Genomic DNA, 21,668 nt, shown 5'->3' on the forward strand with positions numbered 1-21,668 from the left:
AAAAAGCTCATAGCCTCTATACGACTATGAGCTTTTTTCAAAAGAAATATTTCACACTAAAAACAACTAAAAAAACAAAAGAAATAACCACTAAACCCACATCAAGTAATACCGACTTTTTATCTCTATCTTTTAAACTTACCTTAGAGCTAGAAATGCTTTTAATTACCCAAAAGATCGCAAAAAAGAACCAACCGAAATGATCATTCGTAGAATCTTCATCATAAAACATTTGTATTGCACCAATAATCAATAAGATAAGTACGATATTAGTTCCAATCTTTAAAGTCTTATTTGATTTATTATCTTTTAATATATCCCCCAACATATAGCTCGCTCCCTATGCTCTCCTCTGTTTTGTTTCTCTTTACATTTTAACAAAATTACCTATTTCTTCCTTTTCATTCGAATAACATACAAAAAACCTGCCAATTACTCGGCAGGTATATTACACGTTAAAACGATAACCAGCTCCCCATACAGTTTCAATATATTGCGGGTGAGCAGGATCTCTTTCAATTTTTTCACGTAGCTTTCTAATGTGGACGACAACAGTGGCTAAATCACCAGCGGAATCTAATCCCCAAATGCGTTCAAATAACTGTTCTTTATTTAATACTTGGTTTGGATGTGTGACAAAGAATGTTAATAAATCAAATTCCTTCGTTGTAAATGCCACTTCTTCATTGTTTATAAAAACTTTTCTCGCTCGTTGATCGATAGAAATTCCGTGAATATATAACGTATCACGTTGCTTACTTACATTTCCTAATAATCTTTCATAACGGGCAATATGCGCTTTTACTCTTGCGACTAATTCACTCGGACTAAACGGTTTCGTTATATAATCATCCGCTCCTAATCCGAGTCCACGAATTTTATCTATATCTTCTTTTTTTGCTGAAACAAGTAGAATCGGAATATCTTTTACAGCACGTATTTGTTTACAAATTTCGAATCCGTTCATTTTCGGAAGCATAATATCTAAAATAATTAAATCATAGTCTTCTTGCAAGGCTGTTTGTAAACCTATTTCTCCTGAATGCTCTACATCAACTTGGAAATCATTAATTTCTAAATAATCTCGCTGTAATTCTGCAATACTTACTTCATCTTCTATTAGTAAAATTCTTTTCAATTTACTCACCACATTCCTCTACTTTTTCCAATGAGAAGAAAATGCTTGTGCCTTTACCAAGCTCGCTTTCCGCCCAAATTTTCCCGCCATGTTCTTCAACAATTTGCTTCGCTATTGCTAAACCAAGTCCACTTCCACCTGTGCTAGAATTCCGCGATTGTTCTGCACGATAAAAACGTTCAAAGATATAAGGTAGCGTATCAGATTCTATACCTGATCCATTGTCCATCACTTTCACAATAACTTTATTATTATTACTCGATACTGTTACAGTAATTTTCTTCTCTTCTTTATCCATGTATTTCACACTATTATGAATTAAATTTGATATAACTCTATTTATCTTTTCGCAATCAGCCGTTACATATAGTGGTGATGCATGTAATTGCAAGTTAACTTCTATACCTTCTTTACTTAAATCCATTTGCATCTCTTCGATTAACTCTTGCATAAACATATTTAATTCAACCGTTTCAAACTGAAAGGGAACTCGATTCAAATCGAGCTTCGAAAACAAAAAGAGTTCATCAATGAGTGTGTCCATATGTTTTGCCTTCGTATGGATAGTTGTTAAATACTTATCCATTTTTTCTGGCGTATTTGCTACTCCGTCCTTTATTCCTTCTACATATCCGATAATTGATGTAATCGGTGTTTTTAAATCATGAGAGATGTTTGAAATAAGCTCTTTTCGATTTTCTTCATACTGTGTTTGCATCTCTATCGATTCTTTTAATCTCTTCCTCATTTCCTCAAATCCTTGATTTAATTGCCCTATTTCATCGTGTGATGTAACTGGTATTTGAAAATCTAAATTTCCTTCTTTAATTTTCTCCGTTGCGCCTTTCAATACAAAAATTGGTTTTATTACACTTCTTGAAACGAGGTAACTTAATAATCCAATGAGTAAAATGGCTAGTAGTAAGAGAGATACAAATAAGATTGGAAATAATTTTTGTGTAAGATCTACAAATGAACTTTGCTTTTTTAATACAAATATACTTCCCTCTTCTTCCTGAGGAAAATAAAAATCAAACTTTACATATCGATAAAATGTATCGCCTAGTTCCGTTGTACCACGACTATTAATATTTGCTGATTCAAATTTCGGAAGGGCTTCTTTTAAAGATACACTTTCAAATACGTTTGAAGCATATGAAAGTGTTTCTCCTTTTCTTACTACTATTTTCACACCCTCTTTTTCTATTGCTGAGACAAACGACTCATCTAACAACTGAGATTGATGCTGTTTAGCTGCTGACTTCAACTCAAGATAGGCATTCTCTTCTTCTGGTGTAAGCGGCTTTTGAATATAAGAACTTTTATAGAAATTTTTCACTGCTTCCAAGTCACCTGTTATCGAAAAAACGATTAAAAATCCCGCGACTAATATAAGCGTAATGGAAACGAGGATAACAGCAATATAAGAAAATAAAAACCTTGTTTTAATAGACATATCTTAAATCCTCACTTTATCAAACCTTATTATTTATAAGCATAAAAATATATGTTCAATTACTCAAGCGATTTTATAGTAATTTTAGCGTCAGTTTATAAAAATTTAATGTTCCTATTTTACAGTTGAAATTAGGAGGTTGAAATTCCATGTTCAAAAAAACATTCAGTATGATATGTTGCGTAATTTTTTTACAAGGATGCTCGCAAGAACAAGAAGTAAAAAAGGAGATGGCAAACATGGAGACTGCACTACTAGCAGCTACTGAAAAAAATGAAACGAATACTGTTATATCTTTACTAAAACAAGGCGCAAATATAAATGCGACGGATAGTCAAGGACGCACTCCGCTTATGATTGCTACATACAAAAATGATGTAAAAACCGCAAAGGCGCTTATCAAAGCCGGTGCTGACGTAAATATTCAAGATGACATGAAAAATAATCCCTTTCTATACGCCGGTGCGGAAGGTTACTTAGACATTTTAAAACTAACAATTGATGCTGGTGCAGATCCTACGATTACAAATCGTTACGGCGGAACAGCTCTTATCCCAGCTTCAGAACATGGCTATATTGACGTCATAAAAGAACTCCTCACTCGAACAAATATTGATGTAAATCATGTAAATAACCTGGGATGGACAGCTTTAATGGAAGCCATCGTACTAAGTAACGGAAACGAAACACAGCAACAAGTCATTCGCCTTCTTATTGAGCACGGTGCAGATGTAAATATTCCAGACAATGATGGTGTTACCCCGCTAGAGCATGCTCGCGCTCATCACTTTGAGGAGATAGAGAAGATTTTGTTAGAAGGCCGTAAGTAAAAAGCTAATTTTTGCCTTCCTCCCCCACCCTATGCTACATTTAAGCCGTTACATTAATATTAATAGGGTGGGAATAAACATGAACAAACCTAAAATTGGGATGATTGGACTTGGAAGTATTGCGCAAAAGGCCTATCTTCCAACACTTACAAAAGAAACTGATTGGAATTTTGTAGGGGCGTTTACACCTAACGCAGAGAAAAGAAAACAAGTTTGCCAGCAATACCGAATTCAAGACTTTCATTCTATTGAAATGTTAGCTTCGGAATGCGATGCAATCTTCGTTCATAGTTCAACTGCATCGCATTATGAAATCGTTTCTGAACTTCTAAAAAAAGGGATCGACGTTTATGTTGATAAACCGCTCGCAGCTACAGTGGAACAAGCTGAGCAACTAGTCGAGTTAAGCGAGAAGTATAACCGAAAATTAATGGTCGGATTTAATCGCAGATTCGTTCCTATGTATGTCGCTGCCAAAGAACAGGCTAATGATATTTCATGGATTCGAATTGAAAAGCATCGTACAAATAAAGTCGGGCCATATACGTACGACTTCACTATGTTAGATGATTATTTACACATTGTAGATACCGCTCGCTGGTTAGCTAATGATGACCTTAACGCCGTTCACAATATGATGCAAATCAATGAAAAGAATGAACTTCTTTACGGACATCATACATATACAACTCCAAGTGGACTGTTACTTTCTACTGCAATGCATCGCCATGCCGGTACAAATTTAGAAAAAATTGAACTTGTAACGCCAGGGAAAATCATTCGCGTAAAAAATATGAATACATTTGAAATTGAACAGGAAAACTCAGTTTCACAAAGTGGTTCCCCATCATGGGATACGACGTTAAAACAACGTGGTTTTGAAGATGCTGTTCATCATTTTATTGAGTGTGTACAAGGCGATACAAAGCCTGTTGTAGATGGATTAGAAGGATTAAAAACGCAGCAAATGCTACAATCTTTACTAGATGATGTAAACAAAAATTAAAACGGATACATTTTTCAGAATTTACTTTCATTCCCATTCCCTCTTTATTTCTCTCGTAAATTTCTATAGAATATGTTGATAGGAATTATAAATTTCATAATGAATCGTGGAAAGGATGGGATTAACACATGTGGAACGAGTTTAAAAAATTCGCTTTCAAAGGGAATGTCGTTGATTTAGCTGTCGGGGTTGTAATCGGTGCTGCATTCGGTAAAATCGTTAGTTCTTTAGTAAAAGATATCATCACACCATTACTTGGTATGGTATTAGGTGGCGTTGACTTTACAAGTTTACACTTTGGATACGGTAAATCTGCTGTTATGTATGGTAACTTCATCCAAACAATTTTTGACTTCTTAATTATCGCAGCTTCTATCTTTATGTTTGTTAAAGTTTTCAACAAACTAACATCTAAAAAAGAAGAAGAAAAAGAGGAAGAAATTCCAGAACCAACAAAAGAAGAAGAACTTCTTGGCGAAATTCGCGACTTACTAAAACAGCAAAACTCTTCTAAAGATAGAGCATAATTGAACGGATAAAAAGGCATGTCCCCTCAGGACATGCCTTTTCTATATGCTATAACGTTTCCGAATTCATATGAATAAATAAAATAATACCAGCAACCATAAGTACCATAATGCTACCTGCAAATAGTGTAATACCAATAAACATTAAACTTGTGCTCATATCTACTGATACACTTTCAATAAAAATAGAAATTACATACGTGATAAGGGCAATTCCTGCAAGAATACTTCCTGGAACAAATCGCTTTAAACCATTTTGTTTTAACGTCATATATGCAAAAATAGCAGTCATACAAAGCGTAATTATCCAAAGAACGATCATCTCTTTTCCCCCCTCACAAGCCTTTTCTTTCTATTATACATGACATTGCCCTATAATAGTTAAATTTGCACTTATGTGACATATAACAAGGAATAGCCCCATCTATAGCGAAGGCATTATAACATACACTTATACAATAAGGAGGCTTTCATTTGGAATATACTACTACATATAAATTAGAGCTATCCGAACGATTCGATTATGTTACGATTGACTTAGACAAACAGTTTTTTTACATCGAAGTTGTAAATTTACAAAGTAATATAACTGTACTAAAAATATCAATTAACTTGCAAAAAGACGAAACGATGGTAGAGGGAAATATAATTCATTATGATACTTTTCACGTAGATGCATTATTACAAGGATTGAAATATGTTGCTCGAACATGTATTGATCACAATTTAAAAAACCAAAAGGAACTGTTTGCATTTTTAGAAGAAAATTAGCTCCAACAAAAAAATGGTTATTTTTTCCTTTTATTGATATAATTGTTATATAGAAATATTCTTTATAAGGGAGTGTTCATAATGATTTGGATTTCACTAATCGTATTAGCTTATTTCATCATTCTCGTCCCAATACAGTACAACTACATTAAAATGCTCAAAGAAAAACAGAAAAAAATGAGTGTCTCACAAAACGAACTATATGACAACATGTCTTATGAAGAATCCCAAGTACATTACCATTATCAAAGTAACGTATTTACAATACCTGCTTCGCTTGTCGCAAGTATTATTTATAAAGTGAACCATGCAGCATAATATGTACGCTGTAAAATTATTGTTTGAGTCTGTTCATTCTAGTGAGCCTGATTCTACGAAAATTGATGAGTATTATGAAGAGAATCACGATACACTTTTTGAAGAAAGTATTATTCTTGTTAAAGCAAACAGTTTGGAAGAAGCTCATGCACTAGGCGAACAAATCGCTATACAGTCTGAGCATACGTACGATAATAAGTACGGCCAGCAAATAACATGGACGTTTCGAAAACTATTGCATGTGTTTGAATTAGACGATACCCCATTTGAAACTGGAAAAGAATTGTATGCAAGATTTTTACACGTTAAGAAAGACGAAATGGTAAATGCAGTCGTACAAAAATACTATCCTGAATACGAATAAAAGCTCACAGCAATCGCTGTGAGCTTTTTTATACTTACTTCGTTGAATCTCTAAATTGGATACGGTGAGGTAAGATAACAGTGTGATCTTCCACTTTTTCTTTGTTCATATACTTTGTTAATAGACGCATTGCTACTGCACCGATATCATACATCGGTTGAACAACTGTTGAAAGCTGCGGACGAACCATTAATGCAAGGCGTGTATTATCGAAACCAAGTACTTCTACGTCAGTTGGTACGTTTAATCCAGCGTCTTGTGCTGCATGGATTACACCTAGTGCCATTTCATCAGAAGATACGAAGATTGCTGTTGGCTTTTCATCATTGCTACAAAGCTTTTCGAATGCTTCGATACCTGAGTCATATGTGTAATCTCCATCGATTACAAGATTTTCATCATATGAAATACCTGCTTCTTCTAAAGCTTTTTTATAACCTTGTAACTTCTTCGCGCTTCCCGCTTTATCAATGAAAGGACCAGAGACGAAACCGATACGTTTATGTCCTTGCTCGATAAAGTGCTTCATTGCATCATAAGCTGCTTGTGTATAATCAATATTTACTGATGGCGTTTCATTTTGCTCATCAAATGATGCTGCTAATACAATTGGTACTGGAGATTTTTTAAATTCTTCAATGTGAATGTCTGTAATATCTTCACCCATGAAAACAATTCCGTCCACTTGTTTTCCAAGCATCGTATTTAATAAATGGAACTCTTTCTCTTTGTTTTGGTCAGAGTTACTTAAAATGATGTTATATTTGTACATTGTTGCGATATCTTCAATTCCACGAGCTAGTTCTGCATAAAACGTATTTGAGATATCAGGAATAATAACACCTACTGTAGTTGTCTTCTTACTTGCTAGTCCACGTGCTACCGCATTTGGGCGGTATCCTAAACGATCAATTGCTTCTAATACTTTCTTTCTTGTTGTAGGCTTTACATTTGGGTTACCGTTCACAACGCGTGATACGGTAGCCATTGAAACGTTCGCTTCACGCGCTACATCATATATTGTTACGTTCATCTCATCGCACACTCCTTCTATTTTTGTTATCTATTTTTATGTATCGGTTACTTGAATGAAAAAAAGACATCAACTCTATTTGCAGATGCCACCAATCGTCCCGAGTTCTTCCTTTTACTAATGATACGATAAAAACGCAGGCTCATACAATATTTTCCCGCAAAAGTTTCGAAAAAATTCGCTTCTTTTCTCGTATTTTCGTATTTTTTATGAAAAAAGGGCATTTTTTGTAAAAAAATAGATGTTTCCTTAGTAGAAATCTTATTTTAAGCAGTACGATAGTAAATGAAATTTATATCGGCGATTTTTCGAATATATCGACTGTAACTCGAAATATATCAGCGATTTTCCAAATATATCGACCGCAACTCTAATTATATCAGCGATTTTTTAAATATATCAACTTACCAACAAAAATCGACAATGACAGTCGCTATACAATAGGAGAAAGCTGTTCCAAAATGCCTTTTTGGAACAGCTCATTAAAAGTTTTTATAATTTACTTCCAAATGATTTTAATTCATTCATAAAATCATTGAACTGCGGTATATTCATTTGTTGCGCTGCATCAGATAAAGCTACAGCTGGATCTGGATGTACTTCAGCCATAATTGCGTCTGCACCAATTGCCATCGCTGCTTTTGCAGTTGGTAAGAGAAGGTCACGTCGCCCTGTAGAATGCGTTACATCGACAACGACAGGTAAATGTGTTTCTTTCTTTAAAATCGGCACAGCGGAAATATCAAGCGTATTACGCGTCGCTCTTTCATACGTGCGAATACCTCGTTCACATAAAATAATGTTCCCATTTCCCTTTGCCATAATATATTCTGCCGCATTAATGAATTCTTCAATCGTTGCTGATAGACCACGTTTTAATAATACTGGTTTATTCACAGCACCAGCTGCCCTTAGCAAATCAAAGTTTTGCATATTGCGAGCGCCAATTTGAATAACATCAACGTAATCTAATGACATCTCAATATCATTCGGATTTAAAATTTCACTAATAACAGCCAAATCATATTCATCTGCTACCTGGCGCAAAATTTGTAATCCCTCTAATCCAAGACCTTGAAAATCATACGGTGAAGTACGTGGTTTAAACGCACCACCACGCATTAATTTCAGACCTTGCCCTTTCATTGCTTCAGCAACTTGACGTACTTGTTCATAACTTTCCACTGCACACGGTCCCATAATAAAATGCTGATTTCCGTCACCAATTTTTTCACCATTAATTTCAACAATCGTATCTTCTGTTTTTTTCTTACGAGAAACAAGTAATGCTTTACGATGATCGTCTTCTTGTAATTCTAAACCAGCTTGAAAAATTTGTTTGAAAATATGTTGTAAAGTCGAAGTTTCAAATGGACCATTATTATTCTCTGCAATTAAATCCAGCATATTTCTTTCACGTACAGGATCAAAACGTTTCACACCTTGTACTTCTTTTAAATTACCAACTTCTTGTACGAGACGACCTCTTTCGTTTAGTAACTCTAATATTTGTAAATTAAGTTGATCAATTTCAGAACGTAAACGACCTAATTGTTGTGATGCCATAAGAAAGCCACCTCTTTCAAATTCCTATATGTTACTTTTTTAAGATAATTTATTATAGCTGATACATATACGATTGTCACACGATATACAGCAAGGAATTACTATCAAAAAACATTATATATTTTCATTTAAAATAAAAAAAAGACAGTTTACATACTGTCTTTTTTTACAAGAAGGAAACAAACGGTTTATCACTGTTTTTCTCTTTTATAATAACGGCCTCAATTTTACTCTCGGACTTGATCTGTAATTGTACTTTCGCATCTTTAGGCAATTTGTCTAACATGCCTTGAGCAGCCAATTGGGTAAGAGCCATTAATTCTGTTTTACCGTTATATTTAATAACAATATTCATATTTAATGTATCCATTTGATCTTTCTTATAAGAAACTTTAGCGTTGACTGGAATAAAATCTCCATTAGAAAAACCTTTTATTTCCTTAGCAAAGTTATTTATTTTTGTATTATCTTCTCCATGTGCTTGTGTAAATTCATCAGAAGGATATGAATACGACTTTTCATCGATCGTACTCCAATTTCCAAGGTTCGTATCATTCTTTTGAACAGTAGCACTAGCAATATACGTACCATTTTTTAAAGAACTTGTACTTTCTTGCTTAAAGATAGCAAACGTAATTGGAGATTTGTTATATTTATCATTTTTGTTAATAGCTTCAATAAGTTGTTTAGCAACTTCAGTCCCTTTAGACATAGCCTCTTCATTCGATACACTTGAAGACATAGCTAAGCCAATCATAACACCAGATAAACTTAATTCATTTGAATTCTGTTTTCCGAAATAATCTTGTTCTATAATATTTGTCAAAACTGGCGCTTCTACTTTCGCAACTAGTTCATCAATTAGTTTCTCTGGAATATACTGGTTTAATTGCAGTACGTGACTCTCTGTATCAAATTGCTGCGTTGCAATATTTATTAAACCATTTTCATACTCTGCTAAATCTAATTTAGAATTTGTTTTTATATTAGCTGTATTAATAACCTTTTGTTCTTTTAAAGGAATAACAGTTCTATAATAATCTTTAGAAACAGCAGTTCTCGGAATCATACTTTTTTCTTTTGTATCTTTTTGTATAACTTCATCCTTCTTACTAATCGTATTACTATTGTTACTACAAGCTCCCAGTAATAAACTTACGACTGCGAAGGATAATGCCATTTTCTTCATTACTTAAAACCTACTTTCAACAATCTAGTTATTTAGTTTGAACTATTAATAGTGTACCACTAAATATATTTCAACAAAAACAAAAAAAAAGAAGCAAGCACCTTTAGCTTGCTTCTTTTTACTTTATATTCTCTTCTAAAGCATCTTTTTTAATATTCCAATGAGATGTATTCCATACTACCATCCCATCTTTTATGTATAACACTTGTGGTGATTCATGTCTAATACTGTATTGTTCTGCAACACGATTTGACACATCTCTCGCATCTTGTACGTATAAGTAATACGCTGGTACTTCTCTTTCTTCGCTGCAATACGCTTGAAATTCTGTGTATGCACCGTGACTAATTGGGCATGTCGTACTGTGTTTAAAAAGAACATACGGCTCGTTCTTTTCTACTAAGACTTCAAGCTCTTCAATTGTTTCAAGTTTTGTCATATTCATCACGATTCACCTCTCATACGAAATCTAGAGCGTTTCTCTTTCTTTTCAGCTTTTTTCTCAATTCTTTCTAATTTACGCTCTTCTTTTTCAACCTTCTTCTCTTGTCTCGACGCACGGTAATGATTGTATACTTCAATCGCCGCACTGCTCCACTGTACAACTTGCGCTACTTTATCAGCGTTATTTTCAATTTCGTCCGTTACAGAGTCTGATACATTACGAAGCTTCGTATTTAAAGATTGGATTGTCGTTCCAATCCCATCTACACCCGCTACCACTTTATTTAATGACTGTGACTTCTGTTGAATATCATCAGCTAACGCATTCGTTTTATGTAATAATTGCTCTGTCTCTACGCTAATTCCTTGCATTTGTTTTTCTAAACCTTCTAACGTGCTTGCAACGTTTTCTAACGTCTTCTGAACCGATAACAACGTTCTACATACATACACTACTAATACTGCGAAAGCAACCGCGATAATAGCCGCACTTACATATAAAAGAACTTGCATTTCATCACTTCCTTTATCTTTTTCATACTTTCCCCTATTATACAATCATTTTCCGTTTCATTCTAATCCCTATCTCATCATTAGAATTTTCATACTTATTCGTTAACTGTAACATAAATCATTCAACAAATTCCACTAAGTAGGTTACAATAGGAGAGGATACATAATTAGTAGGGAGGCTTTACATATGAAAGATCCACGTATTGAAAAGTTAGCATACAATTTAATTAACTACTCTATCCGCTTACAAAAAGGTGAAAAAGTATTAATTGAAAACTTTGGCTTACAAAAAGAACTTGTAACTGCACTTGTAAAAGAAGCATATGCAGCTGGTGGTTTCCCATTCGTCTCTTTAAAAGATCATCAAGTAGATCGCTCTTTATTAATGGGTGCTACTGAAGAACATTTCGAACAAATCGCTGCATATGAAGCAAGCGTAATGAAAGACATGGACGCTTATATCGGCCTTCGCTCTGGCGATAATATTAATGAACAAGCTGACGTTCCAAGTGAGCGTATGAAAGTTCATGGCCAAACAGTTGGTAAAAAAGTTCATAGAGACATTCGCGTTCCAAAAACACGCTGGGTTGTTCTTCGCTACCCAAATGCTTCTATGGCACAGCTTGCTAAAATGAGTACAGAAGCTTTCGAAGACTTCTACTTTGAAGTATGTAACTTAGACTACGGTAAAATGGATAAGGCGATGGACAGCCTTGTTACATTAATGAATAAAACAGATAAAGTTCGTTTAACTGGTCCTGGAACTGACTTAACATTCTCTATTAAAGACATTCCAGCAATTAAATGCTCCGGTCATTTAAACATTCCAGACGGTGAAGTATACTCTGCACCAGTTCGTGATTCTGTTAACGGTACAGTTTCTTACAACACACCATCTCCTTACAACGGTTATACATTTGAAAATGTACAACTTAAGTTCGAGAACGGCCAAATCGTTGAAGCAACTGCAAACGATTCAGAACGCATTAACAAAATCTTCGATACAGACGAAGGCGCACGCTACGTTGGTGAGTTCGCAATCGGCGTAAACCCATACATCTTACATCCAATGGGAGACATCCTATTCGATGAAAAAATCGATGGCAGCTTCCACTTCACTCCTGGACAAGCTTACGACGATGCATGGAACGGTAACAACTCGAACATCCATTGGGACTTAGTATGTATCCAACGCCCTGAATACGGCGGCGGCGAAATTTACTTCGACGACGTACTCATCCGTAAAGACGGACGCTTCGTTGTAGCTGAATTAGAAGCTTTAAATCCAGAGAACTTAAAATAATAAAAAAAACGCTCGGGATTTTTCCGAGCGTTTTTTTTATTAATACTTTAATAACTCTTTCGCCACATCTTCTGGCACTTTAAAACTCATTTTCTTATTTTTCATTTCAACTTCGACATAAGGGACATCTTTATATACTGTCATCGTACCAATTTCATGTAACTCTTTTTTATCTTTACTCGAATCCAATAATTTCGGTGTATCCTCTTGATACATTGTAAATGTTTTCCCTTGCGGAGTATCTAAAGGAGCCGATTGCATTTTCCACTTATCCATTTTCATGACTTCAAACAGCTTTTCAATTTTTTTCTTATCGGTAATTACTTTTTTCTCACTTGAATCAGTAAGTGATTCAATTTCAACTTTTTGTGCCTTTTCTAAGTTCATATCAGCCTTTTCCTTCTTCGCACTACACCCTATTAAAAGAAAGGATGCAGTTAACAGAAGTAAAAATAACATAAGGGCTTTTTTCATTTCTAATCCCCCTAACTACATAGTGCTACTTTTCTCACTTTTTGTTTGCTGAAAATGAAAATAATATAAAAGTGCCACTGCGATAGTACCGATTAATATTGGTACATATAAAGGCAGGTTCCATTTCATATTTATCCTAGTGCAGATAGCAAACACCAGCATAATTTCCAAGCAAAAAAAAGGTTTTATATATTTCATTTCTTCCCTACCATTTCTATTTTCACATGTGGATTTTCTTTCTCTATAAGCGCCAAGAATTCATCCATATTTTGCGGCATCGCAACCATATGTACTTTATATGCATTCGTCGTAATTTCAAGAGACTTTCCGACCTGACGTATAATTCTCACATCTTTTAATACAATATCATCATTTAAAATACCGTACTTTAATACGCCATTTTCTACTTTATGTTTTTTAATAAATACTTCCCAAACGAGTGGTACATTTACAATGAAGCATAAACCCATCCCAATCAACGCTGACATCCAATGTGCTTTATTAGTGAAAAGCATGACAATTGGATATATAAACATAAAAACTAACGTAAGGTAAACGAAAATGACTACTGACTTACTTCTTTGAATTGGAAAGTTCATACCTACACCCCCTAATCCAAATTATACCACTATTTCCATTTTGGTTCATAGAAAAAGGCCATTTCTAAATGACCTTTTACACAATGTACCTATAAAATTTCTTATCTACCTGTAGCACCGGAAAGTTTTTCGGCAACTCGTCTATACTCACACTTTGAAAACCATTCTTTTCATAAAAACGATGTGCCGCTAAAAATTTTAATGTTGTTCCTAAGTAAATATCTTTCAATTTTTTATCCTCAGCCCATGAAATTGCTGTTTGAAGCAACATATGTGATGCGCCCCATTCTTTTCCGCGAAACTCTTTTTGTACGAACATTTTTCTTAGCGCTACTTGATGATTCTCAATATCTAATAAAGCTACTGTTCCAACTACTTTACCATCATAAATTGCTACCCAAAAGTTTCCGTGATCCTTTTGATAGAATGTTTCTATTTCAAGTAAATCAGGTTGCTCTTCTTTCGTAATTGAAACATTATACTCTTTTTGCTGAATATGAACGATAAGATCTACTACTTCCTCTTGAAACGTACTTTCATATGGAACAATACGAATCTTCTCGTTCATCGAATCTCTTTCCATTCTGAAGCTAGTAAACTATATACAGTGATATCATGAAAATGATCATATAGCCATTCTTCATCTCGTAAAATACCATCTAACTTAAATCCTAAACGTTCTGGAATTGCGCGGCTTTTCGCATTTCCAACACCGCACCGAATTTCAATTTTATTCAGCTTTAAATTTTCAAATGCATAGTGAAGTACAGCCTTTACGCTACGCGTCATAATACCTTTCCCGCCAGCATCTTCTGCAAGATAATACCCAAGACTCGTCGCTTTCTTCCCCCAGCTCACTGGATGAATGCCTACCATCCCAACGAGCTTTCCTTTGTAACGTATACCACTTTCAAAACCGTCTCCCTCTGCAAACTTCTTTAACCACATCGGAAAAATTTCATCATAAGCATCAGCAGATTTTGTCCCATCTACCCAAGGGAGCCATTTCCGTAAATGATTACGGTTTTGATCTAATAATTGATATAATTCCTCTTTATGATGTTTTTCTAGTAATTGTAGTTCGATTTCGTCATCTACTCGGAGTGTGAACATGTTTTTTAGTCCCCTTTTTAGTTTTCTTATTATTCTAACATTTATATTTCAAAACGCGTACCAATATATCAACGATTTTTGAAATATATCGAACACAACTCCATATATATCGACGTTTCAACATTAATGCACAACCACGACAACATAAAAAAGACGCACAGCCAAGCTATGCGTCTTTTCTATTATTTCTCTGCAACTTGAACTTCTTTTACGTAAGCCGCTTCGAATTTTTGGATGTCACCTGCGCCCATGAAAATTAGAACGCCGTTTTTATGTTTCTTTAATACATCCGTTGTTGTATCTGTAATTAATTCTGCACCGTCAATACGCTTTTGCAGATCTTCGATTGTTAATTCACCTTTGTTTTCACGTGCTGATCCGAAAATATCACATAAGTATACTTGGTCAGCTTTGCTTAGGCTTTCTGCGAACTCATCTAAGAACTTTTCTGTACGTGAGAATGTATGTGGCTGGAATACAGCGACAATTTCACGCTCTGGATGTTTTTGACGAGCAGCTTCAATCGTTGCATTAATCTCTGTCGGATGGTGTGCGTAGTCATCGATGATTACTTGCTCTCCCATCGGCTTTTCATTAAAGCGACGTTTTACGCCTTCAAAAGTTGTTAATTGATGTTTTACTGCTTCTACATCAACATTTTCATAATGGCAAAGCGCGATTACTGCTAACGCATTTAATACGCTGTGATTGCCGTATCCTGTAATTTTGAACGTATCATAGTACGTGTTACGAACGAATACATCAAATATCGTACCATCTGTTCTCTTTTGAATGTTGCGTGCTTGGAAATCATTATCTTCTCCAAATCCATAGAAAATAACAGGTACTTTCGCTTGAATTTTTTGAAGTTCTTCATCATCTCCACATGCAATAATGCCTTTTTTCACTTGCAATGCCATCTCTTGGAATGCACTGAATACATCATTGATGTCTGCAAAATAATCTGGATGATCAAAATCAATATTCGTCATAATTGCATAGTCTGGATTATAAGACAAGAAATGACGACGATACTCACAAGCTTCAAATACAAAATACTTACTATTTTCTACCCCATGCCCTGTTCCATCTCCAATAAGGTAAGATGTTGGGTGTGCACCTTGCATTACATGGGCTAACAAACCTGTTGTTGATGTTTTTCCGTGTGCACCAGTTACAGCAACACTTGTGTATTGGCTCATCAGGTCACCTAAGAAATGATGGTAACGATGGACTGGGATGTTTAATTCTTTTGCTGCTACGATTTCTTCATGCGTATCAGGAAATGCATTTCCTGCAATAATCACTTGTCCTTCTTCTACATTATTCTTATCAAAAGGAAGGATCGAGATACTACGCTTTTCCAACGCTGTTTGTGTAAAGAAACGCTTTTCATAATCAGACCCTTGAACAGTATGCTTCATATCATGAAGAATTTGCGCTAATGAACTCATTCCTGTTCCTTTAATTCCTACAAAATGGTAAACTGTCATCTTAAAGAACCTCCAACATTTCGAACTAATACAACGGCCTATCTATAAGACAGTATATGAATCTTTTCTTATTTTGGTAATCATCATACATTTTTGATGTAGTGAAGTTATTCTTTCCCTTCACTTATCAGGATAAACTCGTACGTACTTCTTTATATGTCCATAATAAGTCCATTATAGCAAAAAAGAAGCCGCTATACTATGATAACAGAAAAACTGATAGGGTCAATCACCTATCAGTTTTTCTCTCTTTTACATCTCTTCTCTTTTTTCTAATTGAACACGCTCTAAACGTGGGTTTGGACGATATTTACGACCAGCTTTTGCTTCTGGTTTCCCATTTAGTTCTACATTATCACCAGTAAAGCCAATATTCATTTTTAATAAGCTACTTCCTACCCCGTATATGTCAACAGGTACGTTTTGAGCTTCAAATTCACGAATACGCTTCTCATCAAATCCACCAGTTACAACGATGTCTACATGCTGGAATCCTTCTTCATCAAGTGCTTTACGAAGTGCGAATACAAGCGATGGGTTTACACCACGTGGATCGAATGTTCCAAGTACTTCTGGGTGGCGAATAAAGTATTGATCAATCATCGTGCGGGACGTATCTACACGTACACCTTTTAATGTTGATCCAAATTCACGTGCTACGCGAAGTGCATCTGTAATGACATCATTGTTGTAATCAATTAATACAACTAATTCATCTTCTGGGAATTTCTTATGATATGCTTTTGCCGCTTCCACAACATCACCATTAAACATTTGAATTAATGCGTGAGGCATCGTCCCCATACCACTTTTGCCCCACCATTCATTCATCGCATGCGTCGCTTGTGCGCTCATACCTCCGATGTATGCTGCATAACCGTCACCAGCTTGTTGTGTATAATGATCATCACGATCTCCCATGAAAATAACTGGTTTTTCTTTATCTACGCTACGCGCAGCTTGGACAACGTTATATACGTTTGTCGCAACCGATGTACGACGAGCTAAAATCCCATCAATGACACCTTCTAAAAATCCGAAATTTTCATAAGGACCATGAATTGTTAACACTGTTTCAAATGGACTAATTTTATCGCCATCTTTTAAAGAGTTAATTTCAAGTTCCTCAGGATTTTTAGCGAATGTTTGTAGCAATGCAATTACTTCATCCGTTCCGCAAAGAACTGCATTTTCCTTTTGGAAAAATTGCATCGTTACAACACTTTTCGGGCGAAATTCTTCGATGATTTCTCTAGTCTTTAAAAAGTAAACGGCAGAGAACCAACCTTCTCCAACACGTTCGTCAAATTTAAATGTTTTATTTGTTAGTCTATTTATTTCACCTTTTAATTTTAATTCAATTTCTTTCATGTCGCTTTACTCCCTACTTTACTATCCAACATTTTCTCTTAGTATACAGCAAAACCGTTTACTATACATTTGTTTCCTGCATAGCGGCAAATTCATCCTCAGAAATAAGGACATCTCTCGGTTTCGTTCCTCTACCTTCAGAAATAATTCCTTGCGATTCCATCTCTTCAATGAGACGTGCCGCGCGATTATAACCGATGCGGAATTTTCGCTGTACAGAAGATGTGGACGCTCCCCCTTGTTCTACAACAAATTGACATGCATCAAGGAACAATTCGTCTTCCGACTCAGCTTGTTCTGTTTTCGCTAATAAATCCTCTTGCTTAAATAAGTAATTCGGCTTCATTTGCTTTTTCACATGATCAACTGTTTTTTCAATCTCATCATCCGATACGTATACACCTTGTACACGAACTGGTTTAGATGTACCGTTCCCTAAGAATAACATATCACCACGGCCAAGTAATTTCTCCGCGCCCCCAATATCAATAATCGTACGCGAATCAACTTGAGATGATACAGTAAACGCAATACGCGTTGGAATGTTTGACTTAATTAAACCTGTAATAACATCTACAGATGGACGCTGCGTCGCTACTAATAAATGAATACCACAAGCACGTGCTTTTTGCGCAATACGACAAATCGCTTCCTCAACATCACCAGGTGCTACCATCATTAAATCGGCTAACTCGTCAATGACAATAACGATATAAGGTAATGTCTCTCCTGGAATTTCTCGCTCACTTACAATCGTATTGTAGCGAGTTAAATCACGAGCACCTGCGTGTGCAAACAATTCATAACGGCGTTCCATTTCCTCAACTGCCCATTTTAATGCAGCTGTCGCTGCTTTTACATCCGTAATAACAGGTGCTACAAGATGCGGAACAGAATTGTATGGTGCAAGCTCAACCATCTTCGGATCAATTAACATTAACTTCACTTCATGTGGTTTCGCTTTATATAAAATACTCGTTAAAATCGCGTTAATACACACACTTTTACCTGAACCCGTTGCACCCGCAATAAGTCCGTGCGGCATTTTTCGAATATCCGTTACAATTGGCTCCCCTGAAATATCAAGTCCAAGCGCAACAGTAAGCGGTGATTCACTCTTTGTGAATACAGGACTTCTTAAAATTTCGCGAAGAAATACTGGCTTGCTTTCTTTATTTGGAACTTCAATTCCAATTGCACTCTTCCCTGGAATCGGCGCTTCAATACGAATATCTTTCGCAGCTAAACTTAACTTAATATCATCACTTAAGTTTGTAATTTTATTTACTTTCACACCTGGGTCTGGCTGTACTTCAAAACGAGTTACCGCTGGCCCTTGCGATACATTAATAACATGTGCGCCAACGTGAAAATTATTAAACGTTGTATCTAATAATTCTTTCTGCTCCTCTAACCATTCTGTATTATCTAACGCTGATTGCTGTGGAATCGACAACAGCGCTAATGGTGGAACAGTATATGTCGGTGGTGTATGCAATACATTTCGCATATCGTTCTCTCTTTGATTTACAACATATGCTTTCTCTTGTACTTCCGTACTTGAAATTGGCTTTTGTACTTGCTCTACCACTACTTGCTGCATTGGTTGCTCTTCCACTTGTGGTTCTGCTACTACTTGCTGCACTGGGCGTTCTTCCACTTGTGGTTCTGCTACTTGCTGCACTGGGCGCTCTTCCACTTGTGGTTCTACTACCACCTGCTGCACTGGGCGCTCTTCCACTTGTGGTTCTGCTACTACTTGCTGCACTGGGCGTTCTTCCACTTGTGGTTCTGCTACTACTTGCTGCACTGGACGTTCTTCCACTTGTGGTTCTACTACCACCTGCTGCATTGGGTTTTCTTCCACTTGTGGTTCTGCTACTACTTGCTGCACTGGGCGTTCTTCCACTTGTGGTTCTGCTACTACTTGCTGCACTGGGCGTTCTTCCACTTGTGGTTCTGCTACCACCTGCTGCATTGGGTTTTCTTCCACTTGTGGTTCTGCTACTACTTGCTGCACTGGGCGTTCTTCCACTTGTGGTTCTGCTACCTCTTGTTGTACTGGCTTATTCTCTACTCGTACATTAGCAGAAGGCTGCATTGCATTTGCTCTAGCTGCATGTCTTTCCATTAATCGTGTTCTATCTTGTTTCAACATAACAACATTAAATGGTACATGGCGCTTTTTCTCACGTTTTGGTTCTTCTTTTTGTACAACTGGTTGCTCTTCTACGACTGGCGCTTCTTCTACAACTCGTTGCTCTTCTACGACTGGCGCTTCTTCTACAACTCGTTGCTCTTCTGCGACCTGTGCTTCTTCTACAACTCGTCTATTTTCCTCTGTTTCTGCAATTAAAACATTCGCAAAGCTTTGAACATCTTTCTTCGTTTGTTCATCAGCCTCAGCAACATGTATGAATTCACTCTTTTGTTCAATTGCTTCATCTTCTTGCTGAATTTCCTCAAGTGCTACAAATGTCTCTACTACAGGCGCTTTTGTTTCTGCAATCACTTCTGTTTCTTCTGCTTCCGCAATTACTTCCACTTCTTCTGACTCTTCTGCTTCCGCAATTACTTCCACTTCTTCTGACTCTTCTGTCTCTGTAATTACTTCCACTTCTTCTAGCTCTTTCGCTTCCGCAATTACTTCCACTTCTTCTGACTCTTTCGCTTCCGCAATTACTTCCACTTCTTCTGACTCTTCTGTTTCTGCAATTACTTCCACTTCTTCTGACTCTTTCGCTTCCGCAATTACTTCCACTTCTTCTGACTCTTTCGCTTCCGCAATTACTTCCACTTCTTCTGACTCTTCTGTTTCTACAATCACTTCTACTTCTTCTGCTTCCGCAATTACTTCTACTTCTTCTGTTTCCATAACTACTTCTTCTGGCTCTTTCGTTTCTGCAATTACTTCCACTTCTTCCGTTTCCGCAATTACTTCCACTTCTTCTGACCCTTCTGCTTCCACTTCTTCAGGTGCCTCTGTTTCCATAACTACTTCTTCAAGCTCTTCCGTTTCTGCAATTACTTCTACTTTTGACACTTCTTCTGGTATTTCCACAATGATTGTTTCTTCAAGTTTTTCTTCTGCTTTGACAATCACTGATTCTTCTGGAGCTTGCTTTTCTACTTCAATAGTAGGTTGTTTTATTTCTGTATTACGTTTAATTTCTTCTGATAATATTGTATCCTCGTGCTCTACTTTAGAAGCTACTAATTCTTCTTGTAGATTGTTTTCGTTTAACACCACTACATCTTTTTCTAGCTTAGCACTTTCCATCTGCTCAGCTACTGTTTTATGAAGTAATTCATCCGCTGAAACTTCCTGCGGTGTACTCATTTCTTTAATCACTTCTTTTTCTTCTACTAAAGGCACTTGGCGTTCAATTTCATAACCGTTTTTCTCTAGCCATTGATCAACTACTGACTTTTCTTCCTTTTTATTCTCTTCATATTGTTGCTCTCCTTGCTGGTTAGCAGCTCTATGACTAGAAGAAGTTGGTGCTTGTCCTTCTGAGAAATCAGATAATTTATATCCTTTTTTCTCTAACCATGCATCAACGACTGATTTACCCTCTACAGATATTTCAAGATCTTCTCTTTCTTTTACTTCCTCCTGCTTTTCAACCTTTTTCTCTACTGAAGGACGATTATATCCATAAATTGGCGAAATCATTTCTGTTGGACGAAATGGTCTACGGTTACTCTCTTGCGAAGGTGCAGATGCCTTTTTAACGACAGACTCCCGCACCGGTTCATATTGCACTTCCGGTTCTTCATATGTAGAAACAACCTTTTCCACATACGGTCGTCTGCTTCTTTCCACCTTTATTCCTCTTTGGGCAGTCGGTTCTTCATATGCTACTCCTTGAACAGGTTGTTCTTCAAAGCGATTTACTTCGCTTTCATCCTCTTCATCGAACCCATTATCCGGTACTAAAGGAAAACGGCATTTACCTGCATTCCTACTTGCCATTTGTGCTTCTCTTGCTTCAGTGTAGTGGTTTACACGAGGAATTTTCGGCTGACTTTCAATTTGCTTTGGTACTTCTTTATTCATCGCTGTTTGTTCTTCCTCTTTGTTAAACAGCTTTTTCATCCAATCTAACATGCTTACCACTCTTTCTACTAAATAGTAACATCCTTTATTGTATCAGCAT

Annotated in this window: 24 protein-coding genes; 7 read left to right on the forward strand and 17 right to left on the reverse strand. The window is 36.2% G+C overall.

Annotated features, from left to right (window positions below):
- Window positions 1-37 precede the first annotated feature (37 nt).
- The 3 genes from ACTL4X_RS23560 to ACTL4X_RS23570 form a co-directional block, all read right to left on the reverse strand.
- Window positions 38-328, reverse strand: coding sequence for a hypothetical protein (locus tag ACTL4X_RS23560; RefSeq protein ID WP_000900161.1), 291 nt, complete (start codon window positions 326-328; stop codon window positions 38-40).
- Window positions 329-448: 120 nt separating this feature from the next.
- Window positions 449-1,138 carry a response regulator transcription factor gene (locus ACTL4X_RS23565; protein ID WP_001986686.1) on the reverse strand — a complete coding sequence of 230 codons (690 nt, stop codon included), beginning with the start codon at window positions 1,136-1,138 and terminating at the stop codon, window positions 449-451.
- A gap of 1 nt (window position 1,139) precedes the next feature.
- Window positions 1,140-2,594, reverse strand: a complete 1,455-nt coding sequence (locus ACTL4X_RS23570; RefSeq protein ID WP_000023870.1) for a sensor histidine kinase — start codon at window positions 2,592-2,594, stop codon at window positions 1,140-1,142.
- A gap of 149 nt (window positions 2,595-2,743) precedes the next feature.
- Here ACTL4X_RS23570 and ACTL4X_RS23575 point away from each other — a divergent pair, with 149 nt between their 5' ends.
- The 3 genes from ACTL4X_RS23575 (at window position 2,744) to mscL (ending at window position 4,957) form a co-directional block, all read left to right on the forward strand.
- Window positions 2,744-3,424, forward strand: coding sequence for an ankyrin repeat domain-containing protein (locus ACTL4X_RS23575; protein WP_000474105.1), 681 nt, complete (start codon window positions 2,744-2,746; stop codon window positions 3,422-3,424).
- Between the two features lie 79 nt (window positions 3,425-3,503).
- Window positions 3,504-4,430: a Gfo/Idh/MocA family protein gene (locus ACTL4X_RS23580; protein ID WP_086402176.1), complete on the forward strand. Its 927-nt coding sequence runs from the start codon at window positions 3,504-3,506 to the stop codon at window positions 4,428-4,430.
- Between the two features lie 128 nt (window positions 4,431-4,558).
- On the forward strand, window positions 4,559-4,957 hold the full coding sequence (gene mscL, locus ACTL4X_RS23585; RefSeq protein ID WP_000267011.1) for a large conductance mechanosensitive channel protein MscL: 399 nt from the start codon (window positions 4,559-4,561) through the stop codon (window positions 4,955-4,957).
- A gap of 49 nt (window positions 4,958-5,006) precedes the next feature.
- On the opposite strand, the gene ACTL4X_RS23590 is transcribed toward mscL, so the two are convergent.
- A complete protein-coding gene (locus tag ACTL4X_RS23590; RefSeq protein WP_000636589.1) occupies window positions 5,007-5,279 on the reverse strand; it encodes a DUF3917 domain-containing protein in 273 nt (90 codons plus the stop codon).
- A gap of 152 nt (window positions 5,280-5,431) precedes the next feature.
- Here ACTL4X_RS23590 and dhp61 point away from each other — a divergent pair, with 152 nt between their 5' ends.
- The 3 genes from dhp61 (at window position 5,432) to ACTL4X_RS23605 (ending at window position 6,410) form a co-directional block, all read left to right on the forward strand.
- Window positions 5,432-5,728: a protein Dhp61 gene (gene dhp61, locus ACTL4X_RS23595; RefSeq protein WP_000456864.1), complete on the forward strand. Its 297-nt coding sequence runs from the start codon at window positions 5,432-5,434 to the stop codon at window positions 5,726-5,728.
- A gap of 81 nt (window positions 5,729-5,809) precedes the next feature.
- On the forward strand, window positions 5,810-6,046 hold the full coding sequence (locus tag ACTL4X_RS23600; RefSeq protein WP_000637903.1) for a DUF3949 domain-containing protein: 237 nt from the start codon (window positions 5,810-5,812) through the stop codon (window positions 6,044-6,046).
- A 1-nt stretch (window position 6,047) separates the two neighbouring features.
- Complete coding sequence (locus ACTL4X_RS23605) at window positions 6,048-6,410, forward strand: DUF4288 domain-containing protein (RefSeq protein ID WP_002164415.1); 363 nt, start codon at window positions 6,048-6,050, stop codon at window positions 6,408-6,410.
- A 34-nt stretch (window positions 6,411-6,444) separates the two neighbouring features.
- Here the strand turns inward: ACTL4X_RS23605 and ccpA are convergent, their stop codons facing one another.
- The 5 genes from ccpA to ACTL4X_RS23630 form a co-directional block, all read right to left on the reverse strand.
- Entirely contained in the window at window positions 6,445-7,443 is a 999-nt protein-coding gene (gene ccpA / locus ACTL4X_RS23610; protein WP_086402178.1) for a catabolite control protein A, read from the reverse strand.
- 492 nt (window positions 7,444-7,935) lie between these two features.
- Window positions 7,936-9,009 carry a bifunctional 3-deoxy-7-phosphoheptulonate synthase/chorismate mutase gene (locus tag ACTL4X_RS23615; RefSeq protein ID WP_000168209.1) on the reverse strand — a complete coding sequence of 358 codons (1,074 nt, stop codon included), beginning with the start codon at window positions 9,007-9,009 and terminating at the stop codon, window positions 7,936-7,938.
- Window positions 9,010-9,175: 166 nt separating this feature from the next.
- Window positions 9,176-10,198, reverse strand: coding sequence for a CamS family sex pheromone protein (locus ACTL4X_RS23620; protein WP_000738025.1), 1,023 nt, complete (start codon window positions 10,196-10,198; stop codon window positions 9,176-9,178).
- Window positions 10,199-10,316: 118 nt separating this feature from the next.
- Window positions 10,317-10,643: a bacillithiol system redox-active protein YtxJ gene (ytxJ, locus tag ACTL4X_RS23625; RefSeq protein WP_001057469.1), complete on the reverse strand. Its 327-nt coding sequence runs from the start codon at window positions 10,641-10,643 to the stop codon at window positions 10,317-10,319.
- On the reverse strand, window positions 10,643-11,155 hold the full coding sequence (locus ACTL4X_RS23630; protein WP_001197720.1) for a DUF948 domain-containing protein: 513 nt from the start codon (window positions 11,153-11,155) through the stop codon (window positions 10,643-10,645). Before ACTL4X_RS23630 ends, ytxJ begins: the two co-directional genes overlap by 1 nt.
- A gap of 187 nt (window positions 11,156-11,342) precedes the next feature.
- Here ACTL4X_RS23630 and ACTL4X_RS23635 point away from each other — a divergent pair, with 187 nt between their 5' ends.
- Window positions 11,343-12,458 carry an aminopeptidase gene (locus ACTL4X_RS23635; RefSeq protein WP_000654727.1) on the forward strand — a complete coding sequence of 372 codons (1,116 nt, stop codon included), beginning with the start codon at window positions 11,343-11,345 and terminating at the stop codon, window positions 12,456-12,458.
- A 39-nt stretch (window positions 12,459-12,497) separates the two neighbouring features.
- Here the strand turns inward: ACTL4X_RS23635 and ACTL4X_RS23640 are convergent, their stop codons facing one another.
- The 8 genes from ACTL4X_RS23640 to ACTL4X_RS23675 all read right to left on the reverse strand — a co-directional run bounded on the left by ACTL4X_RS23640 (window position 12,498) and on the right by ACTL4X_RS23675 (window position 21,619).
- Window positions 12,498-12,932, reverse strand: a complete 435-nt coding sequence (locus tag ACTL4X_RS23640; RefSeq protein WP_000709855.1) for a hypothetical protein — start codon at window positions 12,930-12,932, stop codon at window positions 12,498-12,500.
- 15 nt (window positions 12,933-12,947) lie between these two features.
- Window positions 12,948-13,130, reverse strand: a complete 183-nt coding sequence (locus ACTL4X_RS23645; RefSeq protein ID WP_078186242.1) for a hypothetical protein — start codon at window positions 13,128-13,130, stop codon at window positions 12,948-12,950.
- Window positions 13,127-13,531: a PH domain-containing protein gene (locus ACTL4X_RS23650; RefSeq protein WP_086402179.1), complete on the reverse strand. Its 405-nt coding sequence runs from the start codon at window positions 13,529-13,531 to the stop codon at window positions 13,127-13,129. The genes ACTL4X_RS23645 and ACTL4X_RS23650 overlap by 4 nt, the downstream gene beginning before the upstream one ends.
- A 76-nt stretch (window positions 13,532-13,607) precedes the next feature.
- Window positions 13,608-14,099, reverse strand: a complete 492-nt coding sequence (locus tag ACTL4X_RS23655) for a GNAT family N-acetyltransferase (protein ID WP_086402180.1) — start codon at window positions 14,097-14,099, stop codon at window positions 13,608-13,610.
- Window positions 14,096-14,644: a GNAT family N-acetyltransferase gene (locus ACTL4X_RS23660; protein WP_086402181.1), complete on the reverse strand. Its 549-nt coding sequence runs from the start codon at window positions 14,642-14,644 to the stop codon at window positions 14,096-14,098. Before ACTL4X_RS23660 ends, ACTL4X_RS23655 begins: the two co-directional genes overlap by 4 nt.
- Window positions 14,645-14,826: 182 nt before the next feature.
- A complete protein-coding gene (gene murC / locus ACTL4X_RS23665; RefSeq protein ID WP_000219468.1) occupies window positions 14,827-16,137 on the reverse strand; it encodes a UDP-N-acetylmuramate--L-alanine ligase in 1,311 nt (436 codons plus the stop codon).
- Window positions 16,138-16,389: 252 nt separating this feature from the next.
- Entirely contained in the window at window positions 16,390-17,508 is a 1,119-nt protein-coding gene (locus tag ACTL4X_RS23670) for a nicotinate phosphoribosyltransferase (RefSeq protein ID WP_000658370.1), read from the reverse strand.
- Between the two features lie 61 nt (window positions 17,509-17,569).
- Window positions 17,570-21,619 (reverse strand): DNA translocase FtsK, encoded by a 4,050-nt coding sequence (locus ACTL4X_RS23675; RefSeq protein ID WP_441394957.1) that lies wholly within the window; start codon window positions 21,617-21,619, stop codon window positions 17,570-17,572.
- Window positions 21,620-21,668: the final 49 nt, after the last annotated feature.

The organism is Bacillus sp. RE35, assembly GCF_052146655.1.
Lineage (GTDB): Bacteria > Bacillota > Bacilli > Bacillales > Bacillaceae_G > Bacillus_A > Bacillus_A cereus.